The sequence below is a fragment of the Clostridium sp. CTA-17 genome, from assembly GCF_054767895.1.
The window spans coordinates 44,820-68,573 of record NZ_BAAABF010000005.1; the positions used below are offsets into that span (position 1 = coordinate 44,820).

Consider the following 23,754-nt stretch of genomic DNA (forward strand, 5'->3'; position numbering starts at 1 on the left):
TGGTTATCTTATACGACATTTTATTTCAAATTAATCTATAAGATAAAGAAGAAAATTCATTTTTTTAGAGGAGGAGTTAAAGAATGGACCCGAGTCCCAGTATTTTACCAAAAATTATTCTAATATTAGTTCTTATCTTAATTAATGCGTTCTTTGCAGCTGCAGAGATGGCAATGGTATCTGTAAATAAGTCTAAGATAAAGATGCTTGCAGAGAAAGGAAACAAAAAAGCCCTTTTATTAAAAAAGGTTTTAAAATCACCTGGCAACTTTTTATCTACTATTCAAATAGGAATAACATTTGCAGGATTTTTTGCCAGTGCATCAGCAGCTACTAGCATTTCAGAAACTCTAGCGCAATTCATGTACAAGCTAAATATTCCTTATGGTAATGAGATATCAGTTATACTTATAACTGTGCTTTTGTCTTATATAACTTTAGTTTTTGGAGAATTACTTCCAAAGAGAATTGCATTACAAAAGCCAGAAGAAATTGCTTTAATGGCTATAAGACCAATCAATGTTATTTCTAAAATATCAACACCATTTGTAAAAATTCTTTCAGCTTCAACAAACTTATTTATAAAAATATTAGGTTTAAATAAATCTGAAGATAAAGAAACTGTATCTAAGGATGAAATAAAATCTATGATAAGTATTGGACAAGAGAGTGGTGTAATTGATAAAACTGAAAAAGATATGTTAGATAATATATTTGAATTTGATCATAAAGTTGTTAAAGAAGTTATGACTCCTAGGGGAGAAGTCTTTGCTATAAAATCAACAACTCCAAATGAAACAATTGCTAAGAAACTTATAAGTGAGCAATTTTCAAGAGTTCCTGTTTATAATGAAACTAGAGATAATATAGTAGGAATACTTTATTTAAAAGACTTCTTTGAAGCTGTTGTAAAGGTTGGAGTAGATAACATTAAATTAGATCAATTAATACGTCCAGCTTACTTTGTTCTTGAAAATAAAGCTATAGATGATTTATTTAAAGAGCTTCAAGATAGTAAGCAACATATGGCTGTAATAATAGATGAATATGGTGGTTTTTCTGGAATTGTTACTATAGAAGACTTAATTGAAGAAGTTATGGGTGATATATTAGATGAGTATGACGATTCAGAGAACTATATAGATAAAATAGATAATAATACCTATGTAGTTGATGGTTTATTAACATTAGACAAGTTAAATGATTATTTAAACCTAAATCTTGAAAGTCAAAATATAGAGACTATTGGTGGTTTTGTTGTTAACTTAATAGGAAATATTCCGCAAAGTGAAAATCAAATGGTTGAATATGACAATCTTTCTTTCCAAGTTTGTAAAACGAACAAGAAGAGAATTGAAAAATTAAAAATTTATTTAAATAATTCAACTAGTTTCAATTCAGATGTTATATTAAACAATTAAATTTATAAATAATAGGGCAATGAGCTAATAAGTTCATTGCCCTTTAAGTTTATTAAATTTAGAAAAGTTATTAATTGAGTAAGTTTCATAATATAAATTGATAAAAGATGATAATACATATTAATTGAAAATAATTATTTAATAATACTAAAAATTCTTGACATTAAAAATGATAATCGATATCATTATTTTAAAGGTTTTTAAAATTATTAAATATACATAAAGATAAAATGAATTTTTTTAGTTGTTATAAAAAATAGCTTAATTATTCGTAAATTTAAGGGGGAAAAGAAAATGTTAAAAAGAAAAAAACTATTAGCCTTAACATTAACTGCTTTAATATCTATGGGAGTTTTAGCTGGGTGTGGACAAAAAAATCAGGAAGCTAAGGCAGAAGAAACTGAATCAGGAGAGAAAGTTGTCAATGTTTATTCATCAAGACATTATGATATAGATAAGCAATTATTTAAAGACTTTGAATCTGATACAGGGATAAAAGTAAATTTAGTTGATGGAAAAAGTGATGAGCTAATTGAGAGAATGGCAAGAGAAGGAGATAATACATCTGCTGATGTATTTTTAACTGTTGGAGCAGAAAATATAGCTCAACTTAATGAGAAAGATTTAATAAAGGATATATCATCAGAGAAAATAAATAAAAACATACCTTCAGAATATAGAGGGAAAAACTGGGTTGGATTAACTTCAAGAGCAAGAATCATTGTTTATAATAAGGAAAAGGTAAATCCAGAAACAATAAAAACATATAATGATTTAACTAAGGATGAATTTAAAGGAAAAGTATTAACAAGAAGTTCAAGTTCATCATATAATAATGCTTTACTTTCATCTTTCATTCAATTAGATGGAGCTGATAAGGCAAAAGAATGGGCTCAAGGTATTGTTAATAATTTTGCTAGAACACCAGAAGGAAATGATAGAGATCAGGCTAAAGCTATTATGGCTGGAATAGGTGATGTTGGAATAATGAACTCATACTATATTGCAAAGATGATATCTTCATCAGATGCGGAAGAAGCTAAAGTTGGTAAGGAAATAGGAGTTTTATTCCCAGAAAATACTCATTTAAATTTAAGTTTTGGAGCAGTTACAAAGAATGCTAAAAATGAAAAAAATGCAGTAGCATTATTAGAATATTTAACTGAAGAAAAAGCACAAAAAGCATATGTTGATGAAAATGGAGAGTTTGCTTTAAATACTAAAGTTGGTAAGAGTGAATTACAAAAATCATGGGGAGACTTTACAGTTCAAAATTTAAACTATGAAACTTTAGGAGAATCAAAACAAGAGGCTACATTAATTTTTGATCAAGTAGGATGGAAATAATGAAAAAAATTAAATTTAATGGATGGGCACTTTTAAGTACAATCATCAGTTTGATGATTGTACTTCCTAATATAGATATAATTATTCATTTATTTCAAAAACCAAATAAAACTTGGTATCACATAAAAGAATATTTATTAAAGGATTATATAGTTACATCTATAATAGTAGTCTTTTTTACTGTTTTATTAAGCATAATAATAGGGGTAACTTTAGCTTGGCTTATATCTGCCTATGATTTTCCATTTAGGAAATTTTTTAGATGGGCTTTAATACTTCCATTAGCTATACCACCATATATAGGGGCATATACATATTCAGGAATGGTTAGTTACACTGGAGTTATACAGAGATTTTTTAGAAATATTTTAGGGGTAGAATTAAATCAAAAATACTTTGATATTATGTCTATTGAGGGAGCTATTTTTATATTTACATTGTTTTTATTCCCATATGTTTATATGGTTACAATGACATTTTTAGAAAAACAATCGGCAGGATTAATAGAAAGTGCAAGACTTTTAGGAAGTAGTGCAATAGGAATATTCTTTAGAGTTATCATACCTGTAAGTAGGGGAGCTATAGTAGCAGGATCAACCTTAATAGCCTTAGAAGTTTTAAGTGATTATGGGGTTGTATCATATTTAGGTGTACAAACATTTAGTACAGCTATATTTAAAAGTTGGATATCCTTAGGGGATGTGGATTCAGCCATAAGATTAGCAGGAATACTTATGGTAGTAGTATTTATAATTATTTCGTCAGAAAAGGCCTTAAGAGGAAGAAAAAAATATAGTTTTACTAATACAAAGGTTAGACCAATAAAGAGAAAAAATCTTAAAGGCTTTAGTAAAGCTATAGTTACAGTATATGTTTTAATAATATTCTCACTAGGATTTTTTATACCAGTACTTCAAATGATAGCTTGGGCAATTGCTAGCTATAAAAATATCTATTATAGTCAATTTTTAAGTATGATATTTAATTCAGTAATACTTGCCTCTGGATGTAGTTTACTTATAGTTATAATGGCTTTAATAGTAGCAAACTATGTAAGAACTAGAAGTAGCTTATTATCAAAAATATATGCAAAAGTAACTTTAATAGGATATTCGATTCCTGGGGCTGTAGTTGCCATAACTATGATATTATTTTTTGTAGATATTGATAACAAAATAAAAGGATTAGCCTTAAGCACAAGTATAATAATGTTGGTATTTGCTTATGTAATAAGATTTTTAGCAATAGGATATCAAAATATAGAGGGTGGCTTTGAAAAGATAGGTAATAAATTTACTGAAGCTTCAAGAACTTTAGGATATGGGGTTACTAAAACATTCTTTAAAGTGGATATACATATGTTAAAACCTGCTATTTTAGGAGCTTTTGCTTTAACTTTTGTTGATATTATAAAGGAATTACCTTTAGTTTTAACTTTAAGACCATTTAACTTTTATACTTTATCAACAAAGGTATTTGAGTATGCCAATGATGAGATGATACCTGAGTCAGCAATACCATCTCTAATAATAGTTTTTGTTAGTTTTGTGGCTATATATTTCTTATATAAAGTTGCTGACAAGGAGGATTAGTAATGTTTATTGAAATAAAAGAATTATATTTTAAATATCCTAAGTCTAAGAATGATATTATAGATAATTTTAATATGAGCTTAGAAAAGGGAGAGATATTATCTATTCTAGGTGAAAGTGGAAGCGGAAAAAGTACAATACTTAGAATAATTGCTGGTTTAGAAGAGTCATATAAAGGAGAAATTAAAATTGGTGGGAAAATAGTTTTTTCAGATAATAATTTTGTTGAGCCTGAAAAAAGAGGAGTTGGAATGGTCTTTCAAGACTATGCTTTATTTCCTCATATGACTGTGAAAAAAAACATTCAGTTTGGACTAAAGGGCAAAAATAAGGAAGAAAAAGAAAAAATAGCTATGGATATGCTTAAACTTGTTAATTTAGTGGAACATAAAGATAAATATCCTTATGAATTAAGTGGAGGACAGCAGCAAAGGGTAGCCATTGCGAGAGCTATAGCACCAAAGCCATCAGTACTTTTATTAGATGAACCTTTTTCAAATTTAGATGCAGATCTTCAAGAAAAAATAAGAGGGGAAATAAAAGAGATTCTTATAAAGGCTGGAATTACATCTATATTTGTAACTCATGATAGAAGTGATGCAAAGGCTTTAGCAAATAAATTTATAGAGTTAAAAGAAGGAAAAATAATAAAAGCAGCCTTCATTAATGAGTTAAGGTGTTAGTTTTATAAATTAAAATAGTATATATGAAGATATTGGTGAAAAATAAAAGGTGTGAATTAAAAATAGGTTTTATTAAAATTTATTTTTATTCATACCTTTTATTTTTAAATTAATATTAAGTTAGTAAAGAACAATCTAATATCGTTAAATCTATTTTGGGAAACTTTAGTTTTAAATTGATATTATTTTAGTAACCGAAGTTACTTCTGAAAAATATTTTTTAGTGTATACTAAGAGTAATTTATAAATTGAAATTTTTACATTTAATATATAGGAGGAATTTTTAAGAATGGATGGTATAGGAATTGGAATACCTAAGATGGTTAGTGGAACTCATTATGGAAACTTACAAAAGGTTAGAGGGGGAAAAAGAACTTTTGGAATAACTCCTCATATTCCAGGAGGATTTATTACTCCAGAGCAATTAGAAAAGATTGCAAAGGTAACTAAAAAGTATAATGGGGTAATTAAAATTACATCAGGTCAAAGGCTTTTAATAACAAATCTTAAGGGAGAAGATTTGCCTAAAATATGGGATGAACTAGGAATGGAGCCTGCTGTAAAAAAACAAAACTCAGTAAAAAATGTGGAAATGTGTCCAGCTGGTTTTTGTAAAAGATCAAAGTTTAATACTATAGGAACAGGGATGAAATTATTAAATAAATATAAGCATATGGATATGCCATGTAGAACTAAAATCGGAGTAGCAGGCTGTAGAAATGCCTGTGGAAGTGTTTATTCAAAGGATGTTGGAGTTATAGCTGATAAGACAGGATTTTTAGTAACGGCAGGAGGGTCAGCAGGTCATAATCCAAGAATGGCAGACATACTTATAAAGGATGTAGATGAAAAGGAAGCTTTAAGAATAGTTGATAAAATCTTTGAGGTTTATAAAGGGGAAGCTGAGGCTGGAGAAAAGTTAGGAGATTTTATTGATAGAATAGGAATTGAAAAGTTTAAAGAGAAAACATTAGCATAATAAAGAAATATAGATTTAATTTGATATAATAGCTTTTAAAAGTGAAAAATAAAAGAATTTAGCATGTGCAAGAAGAGTTTTTATCTGTTATTATCTATTTAAACAATAAAGATTATTAATTAATAGTAATGATTAATTTAGAAATAGTAATATATAATATTGAGGTAAAACGAGAGGAGAATTTTATTATGTCAAATGTTTGTTTATGTAAAGGTGTTTCAGAAGAAAAAATAGTTGAGGCAGTAAAGAACGGAGCTCTTTCTTTTGAAGAAGTAGGAGAAAAAACAGGAGCAGGAACTGGTGCTTGTTGTGGTGCTAGATGCAAATGTAAAATCGAAGAATTAATAGAAGAAAATAAATAATTATATAAACCTAAGAGGTGCACATTTATGTGCACCTCTTTTTTGTATTTTAAGACAATATATTTTAATAATAAAAATATTTAAATTAATTTTAGCTATGTATTAAAAAGAAGCTTTTTAATACATAGCTTTTATTTTATAAGTTTTTTTAGTAAAGATACTTTGAAAAATAAAAAATTAAATACCGAAAATATATTGACACCATATGGAAATGGTGTATATACTGTATATATAGAATATATACAGTATATACACGGAAAGAGGTGAGTTTTTGAATATAGTAGTTTCAAACACTTCAGGGGTACCCATATATGAACAAATAGCTAAGGCTATAAAGAATGAGATCTTATCTGGAGATTTAAAGGAAAATTCAGCATTGCCGTCAATAAGAAGCTTAGCTTCTGAGCTTAGAGTAAGTGTAATCACAACTAAAAGAGCTTATGAAGAACTTGAAAGAGATGGATTTATATACACTTTACCTGGTAAGGGATCTTATGTAGCAGAGCAAAATAAAGAACTTTTAATGGAAGAAAAGCTTAGAGAAATAGAAGAAAAATTAGGAGAAGCAATTGATATTGCAAATAGCATAGGAATAAACTTTGAAGATCTAGTTGGAATGCTTAAAACTTTAAAGGAATTATAAAGATAAGGGATAGATTTAAGGAGGAAGGTTTATATGGAAAATGTACTTGAAATAAAAAATATAAGTAAAAATTATAAGGGATTTTCTTTGAAGGATGTAAGCTTTAATATTCCTAAAGGTTTTGTAATGGGAGTAATAGGGCCAAATGGAGCAGGAAAGACTACAACAATAAAAGCCATAATGAATTTAATAAATTTAGATAGTGGAGAAATATATATTTTTGGTGAAGACATAAAGAAAAATGAAATATCAATAAAAGATAGAATTGGATTTGTTTATGATGATTGTTGTGCTTTTGAAGATTTTACAATAAAAGAAAATAAAAAAATAATATCTAAATTTTATTCAAAATGGGATGAAGAAAAATTTAAATATTATCTTGAAAAATTTGAGTTAAATGAAAATAAAAAGCTAAAACAATTATCAAAGGGACAAAAAATGAGATTTTCTTTAGCCTTAGCTTTATCTCATAAGGCAGAACTATTAATATTGGATGAGCCAACATCAGGCTTAGATCCTGTTTTTAGAAGTGAACTTTTAGACATTTTATTTGAAATAATAGGTGAGGAAGAAGTATCAATACTTTATTCAACTCATATAACAACAGATCTTGAAAAATTAGCTGATTATATAACCTTTTTAAACAAAGGAAAAGTTGAATTTTCCTTGGAAAAAGACTTGTTATTAGAAGAATACTTTTTAGTTAAAGGGCCTTTAGATATTTTAAATAAGGATTTAGAAAAAGAATTAATAGGGTTAAGAAAAACAAGATATAACTTTGAAGGATTAACTAACAATATGAGAAAATTAAAAGAACTTTTCGGTGATAAGATTATTTTTGAAAAAGCTACTTTAGATGATATAGTTGTTTATTATTCTAAAAAGGATGTGAAGTAGTATGAAAGAATTAATTAAGTTGGATTTTTTTATACAAAAGAAATATATCAAGAGTTCAATTATTGTGCTTCTTTTTTTAGGCATTACTTTTGCTTTAACTCAAGGAATGAATTATTTATATACTATGGGAACTTTTATTGTGTTTTATCTTATGGTAATACCAATTGAAGTTGAAAGAAAAAGTAAATTTAATATTTACTTAAATTCTTTACCAACTAAAAAATCAAATTATATTTATAGTAAATATCTATCAACATTAATTTATATTATAGTAGTTAATTTATTTTTATATTTATTCTGTACTATTTTAGGAGTAATTTCAGGAAGTGATTTTACATTAACATTAAGAGTAATTCTTCCAAATATAATAGTTCAACTATTTTATGTATCACTAACTTTACCAGTATATATGATTATAAGTCATAAATTTTATAGAGTGGTTAATATAATATTTACTATTTTAATAATGATGATTAGTTCAATATTATTTAATTCTCTTGAAAATGAAAATTTACAAACATTATTTAATATTACTAATGGAGTTTATGGTTTAGCATTTGGAATACTGGCTCTAATAATATCATTAATAGTGTCTCTAAATATTTATAAAAAAAGTGAGGTGAGTTAATATGAAAAATTTAATTATTAAAGACTTAAAAAATATAAGAGTAATATTTATATTTTATATACTTACAATGACTTTTGGATATTCTCCTTTTTTTATAGACTTACCGAAAGATAGATATGATTTTTTAATAAATAGTGTTTTCATTTATTTTACCTTGTTAGCTTCAATGATTAGTGTTAATTTTATAATTGCAAAAAATACTAATAAAGGAGCAATGACAAATAAATTATTAAGATCACTGCCAATTGATGCAAGAAGTGTAGTAGGCACCTCTTTTATATTACCTATATTAATTTTTTTAATATTTTCTTTACCAAATATATTAGCAGGTATTGGTGTAAGTTTTATGTTAGGAGAAAAAATCATTGTAAATCCATTTAATTTACTTTTAACATTTATAATTTTCTATATATATGCATCAATAACATTTAGTATGGCAATTATATACCCAGAGAGCAGTGTAGTATCTTATTTAAAAAGCGTACCATTATTTATATTAATAATAGGTATTGCTTTAGTAGAAAAATTACTTAAAAATATAAATTATGATGTTTCAAATATTTTAAATTCATTACCTCTTGTGGTACTTATATTAGCAGTAATATCAATATTTATATTAATTGTTTTTTACAAGTTTTCCTTAAATAAATTTATAAGAAAAGAATTGTAATACTTGTTTTATAAGAATATAGTGTTATTTGAAATTATATAGAGATATGTAAATATACATATGATAATATATAATAAAAGACAAAAAGTAATATTTGAAATATGGAGGTTATGAAATGGCAAGCAAAATGTTACACACATGCATAAGGGTAAAAGATTTAGATAAATCTTTAAAGTTTTATAAGGAAGCTCTAGGACTTGTTGAAACAAGAAGAAGGGATTATCCAGAATATAAATTTTCTTTAGTTTATCTTTCAGATAAAGAAGAGGGATATGAAGTAGAATTAACTTATAACTATGATCAAGAAAAGCCATATGATTTAGGAAATGGGTTTAGTCATATAGCTGTTGGAGTAGAAGATATAGAAGCTGAAAGAGAAAGACATATATCTTTAGGATATGAGGTTACACCTATGAAAGGTCTTTCAGATGGAGCTGCAACATATTATTTTGTAACAGATCCAGATGGATACAAGGTAGAGGTAATTAAACTTTAGGTATAATTATCTCAAAATAAGGGCTTGTATAAAAATAATTTTGACAAAGCTTACAAGTAGTATGAAGAGAATATGTAGTAATTCTAAGAATAGATTTGTGAGTTTTGTTTATATATATTTTTATATAGCCCTTTATTTTTTATTGAATTTGTATGACTTCACCAGAATACTTTAAGGAATATTGCTTAGGGGTTAACCCAAACTTCTTTTTAAATAATTTTATAAAGTGAGAAATATTTTCATATCCTAAATCATAAGCAATCTCTGTAACTGATGAAAACTTAAGTAGCCTTGCAGCCTCATTAAGTTTTAAGTTTGTAAGGTAGTCATTAGGAGTCATTCCCATAGCTTTTTTAAATTTTGAAGAAAAGCTTGGAAGAGACATATTTAGGGTATAAGCAATTTCTGAAACTGTTATATTATTTTTAAGATTTCCTTTCATTATCTGAATAGAACGATTTATTGGATTATTAAAATCACTAGCAATAATATCTTTAGCCCCTTTAGTATTTAATAGGCTATAAGTTATTTCCTGTGCATATAAATCAAGTAAAAATTCTTTATTATTTGTATCTTTAGTAGCAGTCTCTACAATTCTTTTAGTTGTCAATTCTATTAATTCATTATTTTCATTAAAAAATGGTTTTTCTAATATAGATTTATTTAAATCTACATCTAATTCATAAGATAGTTTTTCTGAAACTGTACTTATTAAATCTTCATTTAATTCTAAAACTAAGGCTTTAGTAGGCTTCTCAATTTTCATTTCCACACTTGAGTTTGGTGGAAGAAGCATATATTTAGATGAATCATATGTGATATTATCACCATTATTAATTCTTACATTCTTTTCTCCATCAACTATAGTACATAATCTTTTATATTCATAAGATTTGTATGTATCTTTATAATTTTTATCAAAGGTGTAATATAGAATTCTTAAATATTCAGTTTCTATACCATCTGCCAATTCAAGTTGTCTATCAAATCTATCCATAAAATTCTCACCTCATAATAAATAATATAAAAGCTTATTATAGTATTGTCAATTTCTGTCGATTTAAAAATGAGATATTTTTTTAAAAAATGGATTAGTTAAATTTTTAACGATAAATTAAAATTAAATTATAAAGTGAAAGCAAATATTGAGAATATACTTGAGAGAAAGACTTGGAGGAGAAATATATGAGTTATAAATTTTTTATGCCATCTATAAGTTTAATGGGAGCAGATTGCTTAAAAGACGCTGGAGAGCAAGTTGCAGAATTAGGATTTAAAAAAGCTTTAATAGTAACAGATAAAGTTTTAGGACAAATAGGAATAGTTAAAAAAGTAACAGATGTTTTAGATAATAAAGATATAGAATATGCAATATATGATGAAACTAAACCAAATCCAACAGTTAAAAATGTTAATGATGGTTTAGAATTATTAAAAGAAAAAGAATGTGATTTTGTTATTTCATTAGGTGGAGGCTCAGCTCATGACTGTGCTAAAGGAATAGCATTATTAGCTACTAATGGTGGAGAAATAAAAGACTATGAGGGTGTAGATAAATCTAAGAAACCTCAATTACCAATGGTAGGTATAAATACAACTGCTGGTACTGGTAGTGAGATGACTTTATTCGCTATTATAACTGATGAAGAAAGACATATAAAAATGGCTTTAGTAGACAAGCATTTAACACCAATAATAGCGGTTAATGACCCTATGTTAATGCTTGCTATGCCAAAATCATTAACAGCGGCTACTGGTATGGATGCCTTAACACATGCTGTAGAGGCTTATGTTTCAACTGCTGCTACACCAATAACAGATGCTTGTGCAGAGAAAGCTATAGAACTTATAAGCAATTATTTAGTGAATGCTGTTGAAAATGGAGAAAATGTGGAAGCTAGAGATATGATGGCTTATGCTGAATATTTAGCAGGAATGGCATTTAACAATGCTAGCTTAGGATATGTTCATGCTATGGCTCACCAATTAGGTGGATTCTACAACTTACCTCATGGAGTATGTAATGCAATATTATTACCTCATGTTCAAGAATATAACAAAGCTACAAGTGCTTCAAGATTAGCTAAAATTGCTAAAATAATGGGTGGAAACATAGAAGGATTAACTGATGAGCAAGGAGCAGATCTTTGCATAGATATGATAAAATCATTATCACAAACTGTAGGAATTCCAGAGGGGCTTGGAGTATTAGGAGTAAAAGAAAGTGATTTTGAAACTTTAGCTACTAATGCTTTAAATGATGCTTGTTCATTAACAAATCCAAGAAAAGGAAACTTAGAAGAAGTAATAGCTATATTCAAGAAAGCAATGTAGTTACCAGATAATAAAAAAGAGTTTCAAGAAACTAGATATATTTAATTTTAAATAAATATAATTAATTGACCACTTTAAATTTCATAATATATGGGCAACAAGGCTTAGGTTTTGTTGCTTTTTTAAGTCTTTATGTATAATTTATGATATAATTTCTTTTGTATAAATAGATGGAAGGAATGATTTGATGAGTATAGCAGTAATGGCATGTAGAAAAATGATTGGGAAATGTGCTGCATCAGGATGTTTTAAGGCATATAATAATTCAACAGCGGCTTTTAGTATTTATGGAGAAAATAAAGAGGATTTAGCTAGTTTCTTTTATTGCGCTGGTTGCAAAGATACAATTGTTGAAGGAGAAAATTGGATACATAAAGTAAAACAATTAAAAAAGAATGGTGTAGAAACAATACATATATCTAATTGCATAAAAGTAGAATGTGATGATTATAAAAAGCATGAGAGAGTTTTAGAAAAAGAGGGCTTTAAGATAGTTCATGGAACTCATTAATTTGATTTTAAGTTAAATGAGTTTTATTTTAAATTTTAGTTTGGAGAAGAATTTGTTAGGGTATTATGAAAAAATAGCTTAATTATTCATAGAATTTAGGAGGGGAATAAATGAATTTAAAGAAGATACATCATGTAGCAATTATTGCTTCAGATTATAATAAATCAAAGGATTTTTATGTAAACTTATTGGGTTTAAAAATTATAAGAGAAGTTTATAGAGAAGAAAGAGATTCTTATAAGCTTGATTTAGAAATAGGAGATTCACAAATAGAATTATTTTCATTTAAAAATTCTCCTAAAAGACCAAGCTATCCAGAAGCTTGTGGACTTAGACATCTTGCCTTTGAAGTTGAAAATATTGAGAAGCAGGTTGAAGAACTTAATAAAAAAGGTATTGAAGTGGAAGAAATAAGAATAGATGAATTCACAGGACGTAAATTTACTTTTTTTAGTGATCCAGATGATTTACCTATTGAATTATATGAAATCGCATGTAACTAAAATGGTTACATGTGATTTTTTTGTTAATTTTATTTAAAAAGTATGATTTATATTAATAAATTCTTATTTTTTTATAAAAAAATGTTTGAAAATCATTTTCGATTATGAGATAATCTAAGCTACCAGAGCAATTCATTCATTTTAGACGTAAATTTTCTTCGCATCAAGGAAAGTTTAATAGTTATAAGATTTATACAAAGTCTATTATAAAGTCTATTATATAGAATGAATTTTATGACCTCTTTAAAGCACAAAAATATAAATGAACTAATTATAAAAATATTTAATGAACTAATTATGAAAAAAATTTAAGGAGATAATGTTAAAAATGAAAAGAAAGAAATTAAGTATTTTTATACTATCAGCAGTTATAGTAACAAGTTCAATATCATATGGAACATCAGCAAAAGCTGATGAGCTTAAGGAAGTTAAAGGATATAATCAAAACATAAATGCATCAACTCAAAAAGGTGTGGCCAATAATAAGGTTTCAGTAAAAAAAGTTAATGGAGAAATTTTAGGCTATGCTAATCCGTTTACTATGTTACAAATACTAAATACCAATGAATCAACAGTAGAAGTAATTACTCAAAATGGATTAAGAGGATATTTAAATGCAGACGAATTTACTTTAGTAGAATCTGCTATTAATGATAAGCTAATTGAAAAAAACATGGAAGGTCATGTTACTAATGTTTCAACAGTATTAAATTTAAGAAAAGAGCCTAGAATAGGGTCTGAAATAATAAACAGATTAATTAATAATACTAAGGTTAACATAATTGGAAAACAAGGTTCTTGGTATAAGATTGAAGTGAACGGACAAAAAGGATATGTTTATGGCATGTTCTTAAATGAGGGAACTATAAAAGACAAGAATTCAAATATTGTATCAAATAAAAAATCAGAAGTTAAATCTGAAGATAAGAAGGAGAAAAAATCTTCAGTTAAAAAAGAAACAAAAAATGAAGCTAAAAAAGAGCCTGTTTCAGGGGCTAAGGCTAAAGTAGCACAAAAATCAAGTGAAGAAGCTAAAGTTAAAATAAATGAGGAAGTAAAACCAGTAATAAATAAAGAGGAAAAACTTGAGAATAATGCTGAAGTGAAATCAGAAGCTAATGCAGAGATGAAAAATAAAGTTAAAACTGAAATAAATAAAGAGGTAAAGGCTGAGACAAACTCTGTAATAAGTTCTGAAACAATACAACCAGTAAATACTGAAAGAAAGTCAGAAGATAACTTCCAAGTAAGACCGGAAATGAATACGGGAATAAAGTCTGAAGAAACAGAGATAGTGTCTAAAGAAAACTTAGAGACAATTCAGAAAAAAATTTCAGAAGAAAAACCTGAAACAAATTTAGAAATGAATTCAGAAGTTAATGATAAAGAAGTTTCAGAAATAATTACAGAAACTAAAATAGAAGAAAAAAAAGAATTTAAACCTGAAGAAAGCGAAGACTTAAAGGCTGAAGAAAAATCAGAAATTAAACTAGATGATAAAGTCGAAGAAAAATCAGAAACTAAACCAGAGATTAAACTAGAAGCTAAAGCAGAAGATGTTTTACAAAGTGAAGAATATATATATTTAAGAATGAGTATATCTTATGGTGAAAGATTAGTTGATAGAAATGATATATACACAAAAGAATCATTAAAAGTTTTAAGAACTGAATTAGAAAAAGCGAAGAAGGTATTTAAAGATTCACAAAATTTAACTATGAAGTTAGTTGAAGACACAAGATATGATTTAGATAAAGCTATAATAGATTTAGTTAAATTAAGTGATGTTAAGAAACCAGTTAAGCCAAAAACTAATGTGAAAGTAAAGAACGAGACTAATCCTGAGAAAAATCAAGAAGTTAAGGCTGAAGAAGCAAAAACTGCACCAGAATCTAAAGTTGAAGAAAAATCAGTAGCTAAACCAGAGGTTAAAGTTGAAGAAAAACAAGAAGTTAAATCTGAGACAGCTTCAGAAGAGAAAGTAGAGTCTAAAAAAGAAGCTAAAGAACAGACAGATAATGTGGAAGTAATAGTTCCAGAAGTAAAAGCACAGGAAGATAAAGAGATTAAGGAAGATGATTCAGTTAAAACTAAAGAAGAAGTTAAGTCAGAGGTAGCTCCGGAGAAGAAATCTAGAGAAGAAGAAATAGAAGAAATTTTAAAAAGTGAAGAATATAGATTTTTATTAATGGATATAGCTTATGGAGAAAGATTAGCTGATAAATTTACTGTGTACACAAGAGATTCAATAAAAAGATTAAATATTGCAATAGAAAAAGCTCACAGAGTAGTTAGCAAACCGGAAAAATTAACTAAAAAATTAGTTGAAGATACAAGAGATGATGTAGATAGAGCTATAGTAGATTTAGTTAAAAGAAATAATTAAGACTAAATTTATATAGAAGGTTTAGTTAATGTATTTAAAAACTTTTTGTAAAATTTTATTTAGGTTTAATCTAGTAGTATGTAAATTACATATTAATTTAGTAAGTGTTTATATAATTTAATAAGTTTAATTAAGGGAGTTTTGTATAAAAACAAAACTCCCTATTTTTAGGTATTAAATTTTAGAGAAGTTTGCAAATCTTTATATAGAAGTTTTTAAAACTTTTATATAAAAGTTTGTATGAAAATAAAGCATTTTAAGAGCTTATTATATCTTCTACATTTTAAATTCTATTTTAAATTAAAATTTGAAATTGAAATTCTTCCTTTGGAAGTGTTGTTAAGACTAAATTTAAAATTGGTCCTTTAACTTTAATATAATGTTCTTCAATATAAGATTTTAATTTGAAAATAGCTTTATCACGTTCATTTTCTTTATATGAAAGACATAAATAGTTACCACTAGGTATAATGAAATTATGTATATTTTCATAATCTTTTAGAAGCATATAAACCTCTGTATTATTATTTTCTAGGTCTTCTAAGGTATGTAAATAGAGTCCTTTTTCTAGAGAACGAGGAGGTTCTAAACTATTTATTTCTGATTTAAACTTTGAAAATACTTGCTCTCTATGGGAAACAACAAAATTTATATTTTTATTTAGTCTTTTTTTTACTACATATCTTTCATCAATATACTTTTTATGAATATAATTTATGTTGCTTAGTTTAAAGTTACATTCAAAGGTATTCTTAATTTCACTTATATCTTCTTTTATCATATTTAAACTTTCAATTTCTTTTTCAATATCCCTTATTTTAAGTTCAAGAAACTTCGCAAATTCCTGAGAATCTATATTTTTATTTAGTATTAAATCAATTTCTTTTAAGGGAGTACCAATTTTTCGAAGATATTTTATAATCCTTAATTTTCTAAATTTATTTTCTGAATAATATCTATATCCACTTTTAGGATCAATATAAGAAGGCTTTAATAATCCTATTTTGTCATAGTTTCTTAGTCTATCTATGGACAAACCAGTAATTTTTGAAACTTCACCAATTGAAAAATATTTATCCATTAAAATAATCGCTCACTTTCTAAAAAAGTCTTTACTCTAGTATTATACTAGACTTTATAATACTTAGTATTATAAATTTTATTAATTAAAGATAAGAAGAGTGAAAATTACAATGACAATTAAACAAATGAATATAAAAAGATTTAAACTACCTTTAATATTTGCAGTTTTATCTGTAGTATTAATGGGATTATACAAAACAATATTTGGAGTGGAAAACACTATTATAGGATTAATAATAGCAATGGCATCATATGCTTTTCTAAGATTAGATTTAACTTCATATCCAATTTATAAGTCTATGATATTTCTAATATTAAACTTATTTTTAGCCATAAGTGCATATATATCTGCCATAAATCCATTTGTGGGATTAATAATAAACTTTTTAATACTTTTTACAGTATCATTTATATATACAACAGAGTTTAAAAATGTTATTTCTTATATCTTCCTATTGTTATATGTGTATATGTGGGAATATCCTATTAGTTTGGATGAGTTGCCAAGAAGGTTAGTGGCTATGGGGGTAGGTGTTTTCATTATTATTGGAATTCACATATTATTTAATAGAAGAAATTTTAAAAAGAATTCAAATAATATAATCATAAGATCTATAAAAAATATACAGATGGAAATCTGCCATATAATAAATGAAAGCTATAAAGAAAAGGAAAATATCTATATAGATAGTGAATTAAGAAAACTATTAGTTTTGATTGAAGGAAGAAACAATAATAAGTTTATAGGAAATCATAAAGATGATATTTATTTTAATATTGTACTTATATTAGAAAGAATAAATTCAATAATCAATAAAGTTGGTAAAGTTAACAATAAATCTAAATCAGTAATAGATTATTTAAACAGATTAAATCATGATTTGGAAAATATAACTTTATTTTTAGAAAGAAAAGTGGAGTATATTGATGAGCAAAAGGATGATTTAAGTAAGGGCTTTACCATAAATAATTGGACTGAGAAAGAATATGCTTTTTTAGAGGAATGTACTGAACTTATAAGACTTTTAGAGAAAAATATAAATAATTTATATGAATATAATAGGAAGAAATCAAGGAAGAGAATTAAAGTAAAATTTAATCTTAAGGAACTACTAATAGGAAATAGTTCTTTAAAAGTGAAACATTTAAGGGTAGCCTATTCATTAAAACTAGCCATAGCAGTATCTGTAATAATGTTTATAGTAGATTTGTTTAAAATACCTCAGGGAAGATGGATTGTTACCAGCGTTTATGTGGTTATACAACCCTATGAAGAAGAAACCTTAACAAAAGCAATAAAAAGATTTAAAGGTACAATAATAGGAGTGATAATTTATATTTCTATATTTACATTTTTCCCACATATAATTCCTTTAGAATTACTTCTATTAATATTAATGTTCTTTTACTTTTTTCAAAAGGATTATGATAAAAAGGTTGTATGTACAGCACTTATGACATTAAGTTTGGGGTTATCTAGAAGTACAGTTGGATATTTAGCTTTTTATAGATTTTTATTTGTAATAATAGGGATAGTAATAGCTTTAGGAATTAATAAACTTATTTTCCCACAGAGCATAAAAAATTCTATATATGATTTAAAGGAAAGATATTTAGAATTAACAAATAAACTTCTTTGTGAGTTAAAGAGCATATTATATGAAGATGAATATAATGAGAATACAGTTAAACTTCTATTAGATTGTAACCTTATTGAATCTAAGTTAATGGAAAATAAATTAATCGCTGAAAATTTAGAACTTAAAGATTTAGTATATAAACAGAGTATAATTTTGAATAAGATAAGATGTCTTATATTATTTATAAATTACTCAAATTGGGGAATTACGTCAAAACATATTAATGTAGATAAAAAGTTATTAAATGTAATTTTTCATAAAATAGAGGAAGAACTAAAGGAAATTTATTAAGAATAAAAAAGTATATAAAAATGATATTACCCCAAATTTTAGAAGTTAAAAATTAAGTCCTATTAAGATTACTAATTAAAATCAAAAAAATATTAAGAAACTCTTTAGAAAATCTTTAGATTTATCTGAGGAGTTTCTTTATTTTTAAAGTTTATTATAAGAGTGTAGCAAATGAGAAGAAAGCAATTAACAATTTAGATAATAGAAGTTCCCTTAGAAATTAAGTTAAGTTAAAGGGAAAGCTAAAATCAAAATTAATAAAAATGTAGATTAAATAAATTTTAAAAATTGGAAGGTAAGGGGTATGGATTTTGGAACTATAACAAACTATTTTGCAGAGTATGGGCTTTTATTTTTATTTGTGATTATTCTTTTAGAATATATGAATTTACCAGGGCTTCCTGCAGGAATAATAATGCCAGCAGTAGGAGTGTTAGTTTCTAAAAGTGAAATGAGTCTTATAACAGCACTTTTGGTATCTGTAATAGCAGGACTAATAGGAAGTTGGATACTTTATTGTATAGGAAGATTTGGAGGGGAGTTAATTCTTAAAAAATATCTAAATAAATTTCCAAGTCACGAAAGCTTTGTAAATAGTAAAATTGATTATTTAAGAGAAATGGGTTATACAGGAATTTTAATAAGCAAACTAATTCCAATGGCTAGGACAGTAATATCAATACCAGCAGGAGTTTTAAAATTAAATTTTTTTAAGTATAGTGCTTATGCAACTTTAGGAATTTTTATATGGAATACAGTTTTAATATCATCAGGGTATTTCTTAGGAGAGGAATTATTAAAATTTTTAGGATAGAAATAAGGAGGTGTTTTTTTGAAAAATAAAATTGAAAATATATAAAGATAAAGTTTAGGGGGGAGTACTAAATTGAAGGCGGTAGTTAAGCGCGTTTACAATGGATATTTAAACTTTGTACTAAAGACAAGTACAGTAAGTTTTGAAAATTTTTATGAGATAGATGATGAGATTATGGATAATTGTATTTTAGGGTTTTGGCAGGAAAATAGTTATTCTATGAATCTTCTACTAAAAAAATTAAATAGATATTATAAAGTTAAAAAAAATCAAGACTTAGATGTAAATGTAGTGATTGCGGATGATTCTAGAGGTGAGTATATAGAATATATTCTTAATTCTTATGGAGCTAATGCTCTTAAAATGCCAGATGATATTGAGAAGAAAGAGTTTCTTAAGAAATTAAGGGAAAAGAGCAAGGAGGATTCCTTAGTTGTTTTAGCTTTAGATGGTCCCATAGGCCCATTACATGAGCCAAAGAAAATAGCTTTTTCCTTAGCAAAAGATTCAAATAAACCTTTTGTTGGAATAAAGGTTGAACATTCAAAGAAGTTAAATTTAAAAAAGAGAGGAGATAACTATGGCATACCCCTTCCTTTTACAAAAATACAGTTTTCAGCAGATGTTTTTGGAAATATAGATAATGATGTATTAACAAACTTTAAAGAATATAAGGAAATAGTTAAGGAAAGGCTATGTTTCTAACAGTGAAAAAGCTTTCTATGATATTATTATATTGAAATTATTGGATAAATTATAATGTTAAAGAAAAATTCTAGTTTAAATTTATGAAATTATGTAGTGCTTATCAAAGTGTTAAAATCAATACTAATTAAATTAAGATTAAAATTTAAAAAGCACAGAGATAAAGTTAAGCTAGATATTTATATGCATCTAATAAAAATATAGTAATAAAAAAGGGAGTAATAAAGAGATGGAAAAATATAATATTTTAGTTGTTGAAGACGAAAAGGAAATAGCAGATGCTATTGAAATATATCTAAAAAATCAAGGGTACAATGTATTTAAAGGAAGTAATGGTTTAGAAGGGTTAGAAATAGTTGAAAAAGAAGAGATTCATCTAGCTGTTGTTGACATAATGATGCCTAAAATGGATGGGGCAACAATGGTAATGAAAATTAGAGAAAGTTATGACTTTCCTATAATAATGTTATCAGCAAAATCAGAGGATATGGATAAAATTTTAGGACTTAATATTGGAGCTGATGATTATGTGACAAAGCCATTTAATCCATTAGAGCTTCTTGCAAGGGTTAATTCTCAATTAAGAAGATATTCTAAATACTTAAACATGGTAAAGAAGGATGAGAAGAAAACAAATTCTTATACCATAGGTGGATTAGAAGTTAATAGTGATAGGAAAGAAGTAATATTAGATGGAGAGATAATAAAAGTAACTCCTATAGAATTTAAGATACTTCAATTACTTATTAAAAGTCCAGGAAGAGTTTTTTCGGCAGAGGAAATATATGAAAGAGTATGGAATGAAAATGCAGTAAACACAGACACTGTAATGGTCCATGTAAGAAATATAAGAGAAAAAATAGAGATAGATCCAAAAAATCCAAAATATTTAAAGGTGGTGTGGGGAGTTGGCTATAAAATCGAAAAGCAATAAGGAGAACTTACAAGTTAATAAAGAAAATAGAACTAATAAAACAAAGTGGGTTTTTACAATAATAACCTTAATATTAATAGGAATTATATCTGTATGTTTATTATTATCATATCCTATAATAAAGAAAAATGCTCCAAACTATATTACAAGTTATAGTTTACTTGATAATTATAATTTTAGAGAAAAAATAATTGATACAAACTATGGAATTTACTATGATTATTTAGAGAAAAAAGCTGAGGAAAATGACAAAGAACTAAATCCTATAGGGGATTTATTCACTTTAAAAAGTGAAAATATATCTAATAGTGAAGAGGGGAAAGAATATAACTTAAATGAAGATAAGAGAGAGTTAAATTCCCATGTTAAAGAACTTATAAACAAAGTACATTCTTTAGGAAACTTAAGAGTATATGCTATGGATGAAGAGGGGAATACAGTATATGAAACCAAAGGAGATCAGAATTGGTTACTTGAATCACTAGCAAAGGGTTCATATAATGAAAATGGTGATTTAGAAAATTATTATAGATTTTACATGGTACTTAAGTATAACAATAGAGGAAAGGTTTCTTTAGAAAAAATTTATGGGGAGGATAGCCATAGGGTAAGTCAGCGATTATTAGATATGAATTCCTATTATTTTTCCTATAATAATGAATATGAAGCAAAACCTATAGAAAATATGACCTATGTGTATGCAGTACCAAAAACTTTAGAATATCAAGATAACTTATATTACAACGAAATAAATCATAAGGTTATGGCACTTGGGAGTGCTAGCGCTCCTTTCATAATGATTGGAATGATAGTTACTTTTTTACTTGCCTTACTTATTCCATTTAAATATACAAAAGAGATTTTAGGATTTAATAAGTTTTCAAAAATTCCTTTGGAGATTAACTTTATAATAGCTTCAATTATGTTAGCGTTCATAGTTGAAAGTGGAAGACTTATAATAATTCCAACCCTTCAGGGCGGATTAAGTGAAGCTCTTAAAATGACCAGCTTACCGAATTTAGATATAGTTACTAATATAATTAATGTACTTTATTGGATGGTCATATATGGATTTGTATTCTATGAAGTAATTTATGTAAAATATATATTTAATATTGGAATTAAAAATTATATAAAGAAGAATGTTTTAGTTTACAAATTTAAAGAGGTTATATTTGCTGTATTAAGAAAGTTAGTAAACTATGTTAAAGGAATAGATTTAAATAAAAAGAGTGATAAGGTTCTTTTAATAATTTTAGGAATAAACTTTGTGATTGTTTCAATCCTTTGTTCAGTTTGGTTCTTTGGAATATTTGGAGTAGTCATATATTCAGCAATTTTATTCTACTTTGGTAGAAAATATATAGATAAGTGGAAAAAGGACTATAACAAAATTTTAGAAAAGACCAAGGAAATATCAAATGGAAATTTAGACTCTAAGGATGATGAGGATTGTGGATTCTTTAATCCAATGAGAGATGAATTAAATAATATTCAAAAGGGATTCAAGGCAGCAGTTGATGAAGAAGTTAAGAGTCAAAGAATGAAAACAGAGCTTATATCAAATGTTTCGCATGATTTAAAAACTCCATTAACATCAATAATTGCTTATGTTGATCTATTAAAAGGAGAAGAAGACGAAGAAAAAAGGAAAGCTTACTTAGAAACTTTAGAGAGAAAATCACAAAGGTTAAAACATTTAATAGAAGATTTATTTGAAGTAAGTAAAGCTACTACTGGAAATATTAATTTGAATATAATGGATGTGGACATTTCATATCTTATGAAGCAAGTAGTTTTAGAATTAGATGATAAAATAAATGAAGCAGGTTTAGATATGAGACTTTCATTGCCAGAGGAGAAAGTAATCTTACCACTAGATGGACAAAGAACTTACAGGGTATTTGAAAATTTAATAATTAATGTGGTTAAATATGCTCTTCCTAATTCAAGAGTATATATAGACATTAAGAATGGAAGAGAAAATGTTGATGTCATCATAAAAAACATTTCAGCAGATGAAATAACCTTTAATATTAACGAAATTTCAGATAGATTTGTAAGAGGGGATAAATCCCGTAATACAGAAGGTTCAGGATTAGGTCTTGCAATAGTTAAGAGCTTTGTTGAGCTTCAAGGTGGAAAATTCCATATAGAAGTAGATGGTGATTTATTCAAAGCCATAATAAACTTTAAGAAAAAGTAATTTAAAGATTTACACATATTTACTTAATTTCATATGAGATTTTTAAAGGGGACTTTGATTAATTTTAAATTTTCATTGTCTCCAGTTTTCTTTACTCCAAAGCCTTATGTAAAGTTCCTTGTAAAATATAAAATTTTAGGGGTAACAAAATGACTTTTTAATTTCATTTTGTTACCCATTTTGTTATACTTCAAATTGATTCTATTTGAAATCTTTTTTATCAAAATAATTCAAAAATTTTATAAAATCTATAATTTTATAAATAACTGAAAATATTAAATAAATTAATCCAATAAGTTTAAATTCATCACTTTTAATAATAAATATAGAAATTAAAAAAGCAGGAATAAGCTTTGATAAAAAATAAAAGTAAAAATTATATTTTTTATAATCTTCATTGAATTTAATACTATTAATTTTAAAAAATATAAAGTTTAAAGATATAAATAATCCAATAGAAAGAAAATAATCTATTGCTATAAATAAAATAAATATAAATATGTTTTTCGTAGTTCTTCTTTTATTCCCTCCCAAATTTCATTATATATACAAGTAAATTATAAAAATTAAATAAAAAAAGTTAAATATTAGATACAAAACTGGTCAAATTTTAAACATAAATGGGCGAA

Annotated in this window: 22 protein-coding genes; 20 read left to right on the top strand and 2 right to left on the bottom strand. The window is 26.2% G+C overall.

Annotated elements, in window-relative coordinates:
- The first annotated feature begins 83 nt into the window (after positions 1 to 83).
- The 11 genes from ACYUCG_RS09865 to gloA all read left to right on the top strand — a co-directional run bounded on the left by ACYUCG_RS09865 (position 84) and on the right by gloA (position 9,718).
- On the top strand, positions 84 to 1,421 hold the full coding sequence (locus ACYUCG_RS09865) for a hemolysin family protein (RefSeq protein ID WP_003455347.1): 1,338 nt from the start codon (positions 84 to 86) through the stop codon (positions 1,419 to 1,421).
- 294 nt (positions 1,422 to 1,715) lie between these two features.
- Complete coding sequence (locus tag ACYUCG_RS09870) at positions 1,716 to 2,768, top strand: Fe(3+) ABC transporter substrate-binding protein (protein ID WP_460268519.1); 1,053 nt, start codon at positions 1,716 to 1,718, stop codon at positions 2,766 to 2,768.
- Positions 2,768 to 4,360, top strand: coding sequence for an ABC transporter permease (locus tag ACYUCG_RS09875; protein WP_460268520.1), 1,593 nt, complete (start codon positions 2,768 to 2,770; stop codon positions 4,358 to 4,360). The genes ACYUCG_RS09870 and ACYUCG_RS09875 overlap by 1 nt, the downstream gene beginning before the upstream one ends.
- 2 nt (positions 4,361 to 4,362) lie before the next feature.
- Entirely contained in the window at positions 4,363 to 5,043 is a 681-nt protein-coding gene (locus tag ACYUCG_RS09880) for an ABC transporter ATP-binding protein (RefSeq protein ID WP_150541601.1), read from the top strand.
- 289 nt (positions 5,044 to 5,332) lie between these two features.
- Complete coding sequence (locus tag ACYUCG_RS09885) at positions 5,333 to 6,022, top strand: NAD(P)/FAD-dependent oxidoreductase (protein WP_460268521.1); 690 nt, start codon at positions 5,333 to 5,335, stop codon at positions 6,020 to 6,022.
- A 188-nt stretch (positions 6,023 to 6,210) separates the two neighbouring features.
- Entirely contained in the window at positions 6,211 to 6,384 is a 174-nt protein-coding gene (locus ACYUCG_RS09890) for a (2Fe-2S)-binding protein (RefSeq protein WP_003449944.1), read from the top strand.
- Between the two features lie 271 nt (positions 6,385 to 6,655).
- The gene (locus tag ACYUCG_RS09895) at positions 6,656 to 7,027 is read left to right on the top strand and encodes a GntR family transcriptional regulator (protein WP_460268522.1); all 372 of its coding nucleotides are present in this window, start codon (positions 6,656 to 6,658) and stop codon (positions 7,025 to 7,027) included.
- Between the two features lie 33 nt (positions 7,028 to 7,060).
- Positions 7,061 to 7,924: an ABC transporter ATP-binding protein gene (locus tag ACYUCG_RS09900; protein WP_096071683.1), complete on the top strand. Its 864-nt coding sequence runs from the start codon at positions 7,061 to 7,063 to the stop codon at positions 7,922 to 7,924.
- 1 nt (position 7,925) lies between these two features.
- Positions 7,926 to 8,552 (top strand): ABC-2 transporter permease, encoded by a 627-nt coding sequence (locus ACYUCG_RS09905; protein WP_060794340.1) that lies wholly within the window; start codon positions 7,926 to 7,928, stop codon positions 8,550 to 8,552.
- Position 8,553: 1 nt separating this feature from the next.
- Positions 8,554 to 9,222 (top strand): ABC-2 transporter permease, encoded by a 669-nt coding sequence (locus tag ACYUCG_RS09910; protein ID WP_060794339.1) that lies wholly within the window; start codon positions 8,554 to 8,556, stop codon positions 9,220 to 9,222.
- Positions 9,223 to 9,337: 115 nt separating this feature from the next.
- Positions 9,338 to 9,718, top strand: a complete 381-nt coding sequence (gene gloA, locus ACYUCG_RS09915) for a lactoylglutathione lyase (protein ID WP_124231123.1) — start codon at positions 9,338 to 9,340, stop codon at positions 9,716 to 9,718.
- A 139-nt stretch (positions 9,719 to 9,857) separates the two neighbouring features.
- On the opposite strand, the gene ACYUCG_RS09920 is transcribed toward gloA, so the two are convergent.
- Positions 9,858 to 10,715, bottom strand: a complete 858-nt coding sequence (locus ACYUCG_RS09920; RefSeq protein ID WP_096071681.1) for an AraC family transcriptional regulator — start codon at positions 10,713 to 10,715, stop codon at positions 9,858 to 9,860.
- A gap of 188 nt (positions 10,716 to 10,903) precedes the next feature.
- On the opposite strand from ACYUCG_RS09920, the gene yiaY reads away from it, so the two are divergent.
- From yiaY to ACYUCG_RS09940, 4 genes are all read left to right on the top strand, one after another.
- Positions 10,904 to 12,052: an L-threonine dehydrogenase gene (gene yiaY / locus ACYUCG_RS09925; RefSeq protein ID WP_460268523.1), complete on the top strand. Its 1,149-nt coding sequence runs from the start codon at positions 10,904 to 10,906 to the stop codon at positions 12,050 to 12,052.
- 187 nt (positions 12,053 to 12,239) lie between these two features.
- Positions 12,240 to 12,563 carry a CGGC domain-containing protein gene (locus ACYUCG_RS09930; RefSeq protein ID WP_460268524.1) on the top strand — a complete coding sequence of 108 codons (324 nt, stop codon included), beginning with the start codon at positions 12,240 to 12,242 and terminating at the stop codon, positions 12,561 to 12,563.
- A gap of 110 nt (positions 12,564 to 12,673) precedes the next feature.
- A complete protein-coding gene (gloA2, locus tag ACYUCG_RS09935; protein WP_060794335.1) occupies positions 12,674 to 13,066 on the top strand; it encodes an SMU1112c/YaeR family gloxylase I-like metalloprotein in 393 nt (130 codons plus the stop codon).
- A 328-nt stretch (positions 13,067 to 13,394) separates the two neighbouring features.
- Positions 13,395 to 15,452: an SH3 domain-containing protein gene (locus ACYUCG_RS09940; RefSeq protein ID WP_460268525.1), complete on the top strand. Its 2,058-nt coding sequence runs from the start codon at positions 13,395 to 13,397 to the stop codon at positions 15,450 to 15,452.
- Between the two features lie 295 nt (positions 15,453 to 15,747).
- Here the strand turns inward: ACYUCG_RS09940 and ACYUCG_RS09945 are convergent, their stop codons facing one another.
- Positions 15,748 to 16,533: a MerR family transcriptional regulator gene (locus tag ACYUCG_RS09945; protein WP_240297608.1), complete on the bottom strand. Its 786-nt coding sequence runs from the start codon at positions 16,531 to 16,533 to the stop codon at positions 15,748 to 15,750.
- Positions 16,534 to 16,645: 112 nt separating this feature from the next.
- On the opposite strand from ACYUCG_RS09945, the gene ACYUCG_RS09950 reads away from it, so the two are divergent.
- The 5 genes from ACYUCG_RS09950 (at position 16,646) to ACYUCG_RS09970 (ending at position 23,125) form a co-directional block, all read left to right on the top strand.
- Positions 16,646 to 18,466: an FUSC family protein gene (locus ACYUCG_RS09950; RefSeq protein ID WP_460268526.1), complete on the top strand. Its 1,821-nt coding sequence runs from the start codon at positions 16,646 to 16,648 to the stop codon at positions 18,464 to 18,466.
- A 304-nt stretch (positions 18,467 to 18,770) separates the two neighbouring features.
- Entirely contained in the window at positions 18,771 to 19,280 is a 510-nt protein-coding gene (locus ACYUCG_RS09955; RefSeq protein WP_460268527.1) for a DedA family protein, read from the top strand.
- Between the two features lie 72 nt (positions 19,281 to 19,352).
- Positions 19,353 to 19,985, top strand: a complete 633-nt coding sequence (locus ACYUCG_RS09960) for a hypothetical protein (RefSeq protein WP_460268528.1) — start codon at positions 19,353 to 19,355, stop codon at positions 19,983 to 19,985.
- Between the two features lie 229 nt (positions 19,986 to 20,214).
- Positions 20,215 to 20,919, top strand: coding sequence for a response regulator transcription factor (locus tag ACYUCG_RS09965; RefSeq protein WP_460268529.1), 705 nt, complete (start codon positions 20,215 to 20,217; stop codon positions 20,917 to 20,919).
- Entirely contained in the window at positions 20,894 to 23,125 is a 2,232-nt protein-coding gene (locus ACYUCG_RS09970; protein ID WP_460268530.1) for a sensor histidine kinase, read from the top strand. Before ACYUCG_RS09965 ends, ACYUCG_RS09970 begins: the two co-directional genes overlap by 26 nt.
- The last annotated feature ends 629 nt before the right edge of the window (positions 23,126 to 23,754 follow it).

Bases quoted from the DNA above. Each gene is read 5' to 3' on its own strand.
- ACYUCG_RS09955 (WP_460268527.1), top strand. From the start codon at position 18,771: ATGGATTTTGGAACTATAACAAACTATTTTGCAGAGTATGGGCTTTTA.
- ACYUCG_RS09870 (WP_460268519.1), top strand. From the start codon at position 1,716: ATGTTAAAAAGAAAAAAACTATTAGCCTTAACATTAACTGCTTTAATA.
- gloA2 (WP_060794335.1), top strand. From the start codon at position 12,674: ATGAATTTAAAGAAGATACATCATGTAGCAATTATTGCTTCAGATTAT.
- yiaY (WP_460268523.1), top strand. From the start codon at position 10,904: ATGAGTTATAAATTTTTTATGCCATCTATAAGTTTAATGGGAGCAGAT.
- ACYUCG_RS09920 (WP_096071681.1), bottom strand. From the start codon at position 10,715: ATGGATAGATTTGATAGACAACTTGAATTGGCAGATGGTATAGAAACT.
- ACYUCG_RS09950 (WP_460268526.1), top strand. From the start codon at position 16,646: ATGACAATTAAACAAATGAATATAAAAAGATTTAAACTACCTTTAATA.
- ACYUCG_RS09880 (WP_150541601.1), top strand. From the start codon at position 4,363: ATGTTTATTGAAATAAAAGAATTATATTTTAAATATCCTAAGTCTAAG.
- ACYUCG_RS09965 (WP_460268529.1), top strand. From the start codon at position 20,215: ATGGAAAAATATAATATTTTAGTTGTTGAAGACGAAAAGGAAATAGCA.
- ACYUCG_RS09875 (WP_460268520.1), top strand. From the start codon at position 2,768: ATGAAAAAAATTAAATTTAATGGATGGGCACTTTTAAGTACAATCATC.
- ACYUCG_RS09885 (WP_460268521.1), top strand. From the start codon at position 5,333: ATGGATGGTATAGGAATTGGAATACCTAAGATGGTTAGTGGAACTCAT.
- ACYUCG_RS09930 (WP_460268524.1), top strand. From the start codon at position 12,240: ATGAGTATAGCAGTAATGGCATGTAGAAAAATGATTGGGAAATGTGCT.
- ACYUCG_RS09900 (WP_096071683.1), top strand. From the start codon at position 7,061: ATGGAAAATGTACTTGAAATAAAAAATATAAGTAAAAATTATAAGGGA.
- ACYUCG_RS09910 (WP_060794339.1), top strand. From the start codon at position 8,554: ATGAAAAATTTAATTATTAAAGACTTAAAAAATATAAGAGTAATATTT.
- ACYUCG_RS09905 (WP_060794340.1), top strand. From the start codon at position 7,926: ATGAAAGAATTAATTAAGTTGGATTTTTTTATACAAAAGAAATATATC.
- ACYUCG_RS09945 (WP_240297608.1), bottom strand. From the start codon at position 16,533: ATGGATAAATATTTTTCAATTGGTGAAGTTTCAAAAATTACTGGTTTG.
- gloA (WP_124231123.1), top strand. From the start codon at position 9,338: ATGGCAAGCAAAATGTTACACACATGCATAAGGGTAAAAGATTTAGAT.
- ACYUCG_RS09940 (WP_460268525.1), top strand. From the start codon at position 13,395: ATGAAAAGAAAGAAATTAAGTATTTTTATACTATCAGCAGTTATAGTA.
- ACYUCG_RS09865 (WP_003455347.1), top strand. From the start codon at position 84: ATGGACCCGAGTCCCAGTATTTTACCAAAAATTATTCTAATATTAGTT.
- ACYUCG_RS09890 (WP_003449944.1), top strand. From the start codon at position 6,211: ATGTCAAATGTTTGTTTATGTAAAGGTGTTTCAGAAGAAAAAATAGTT.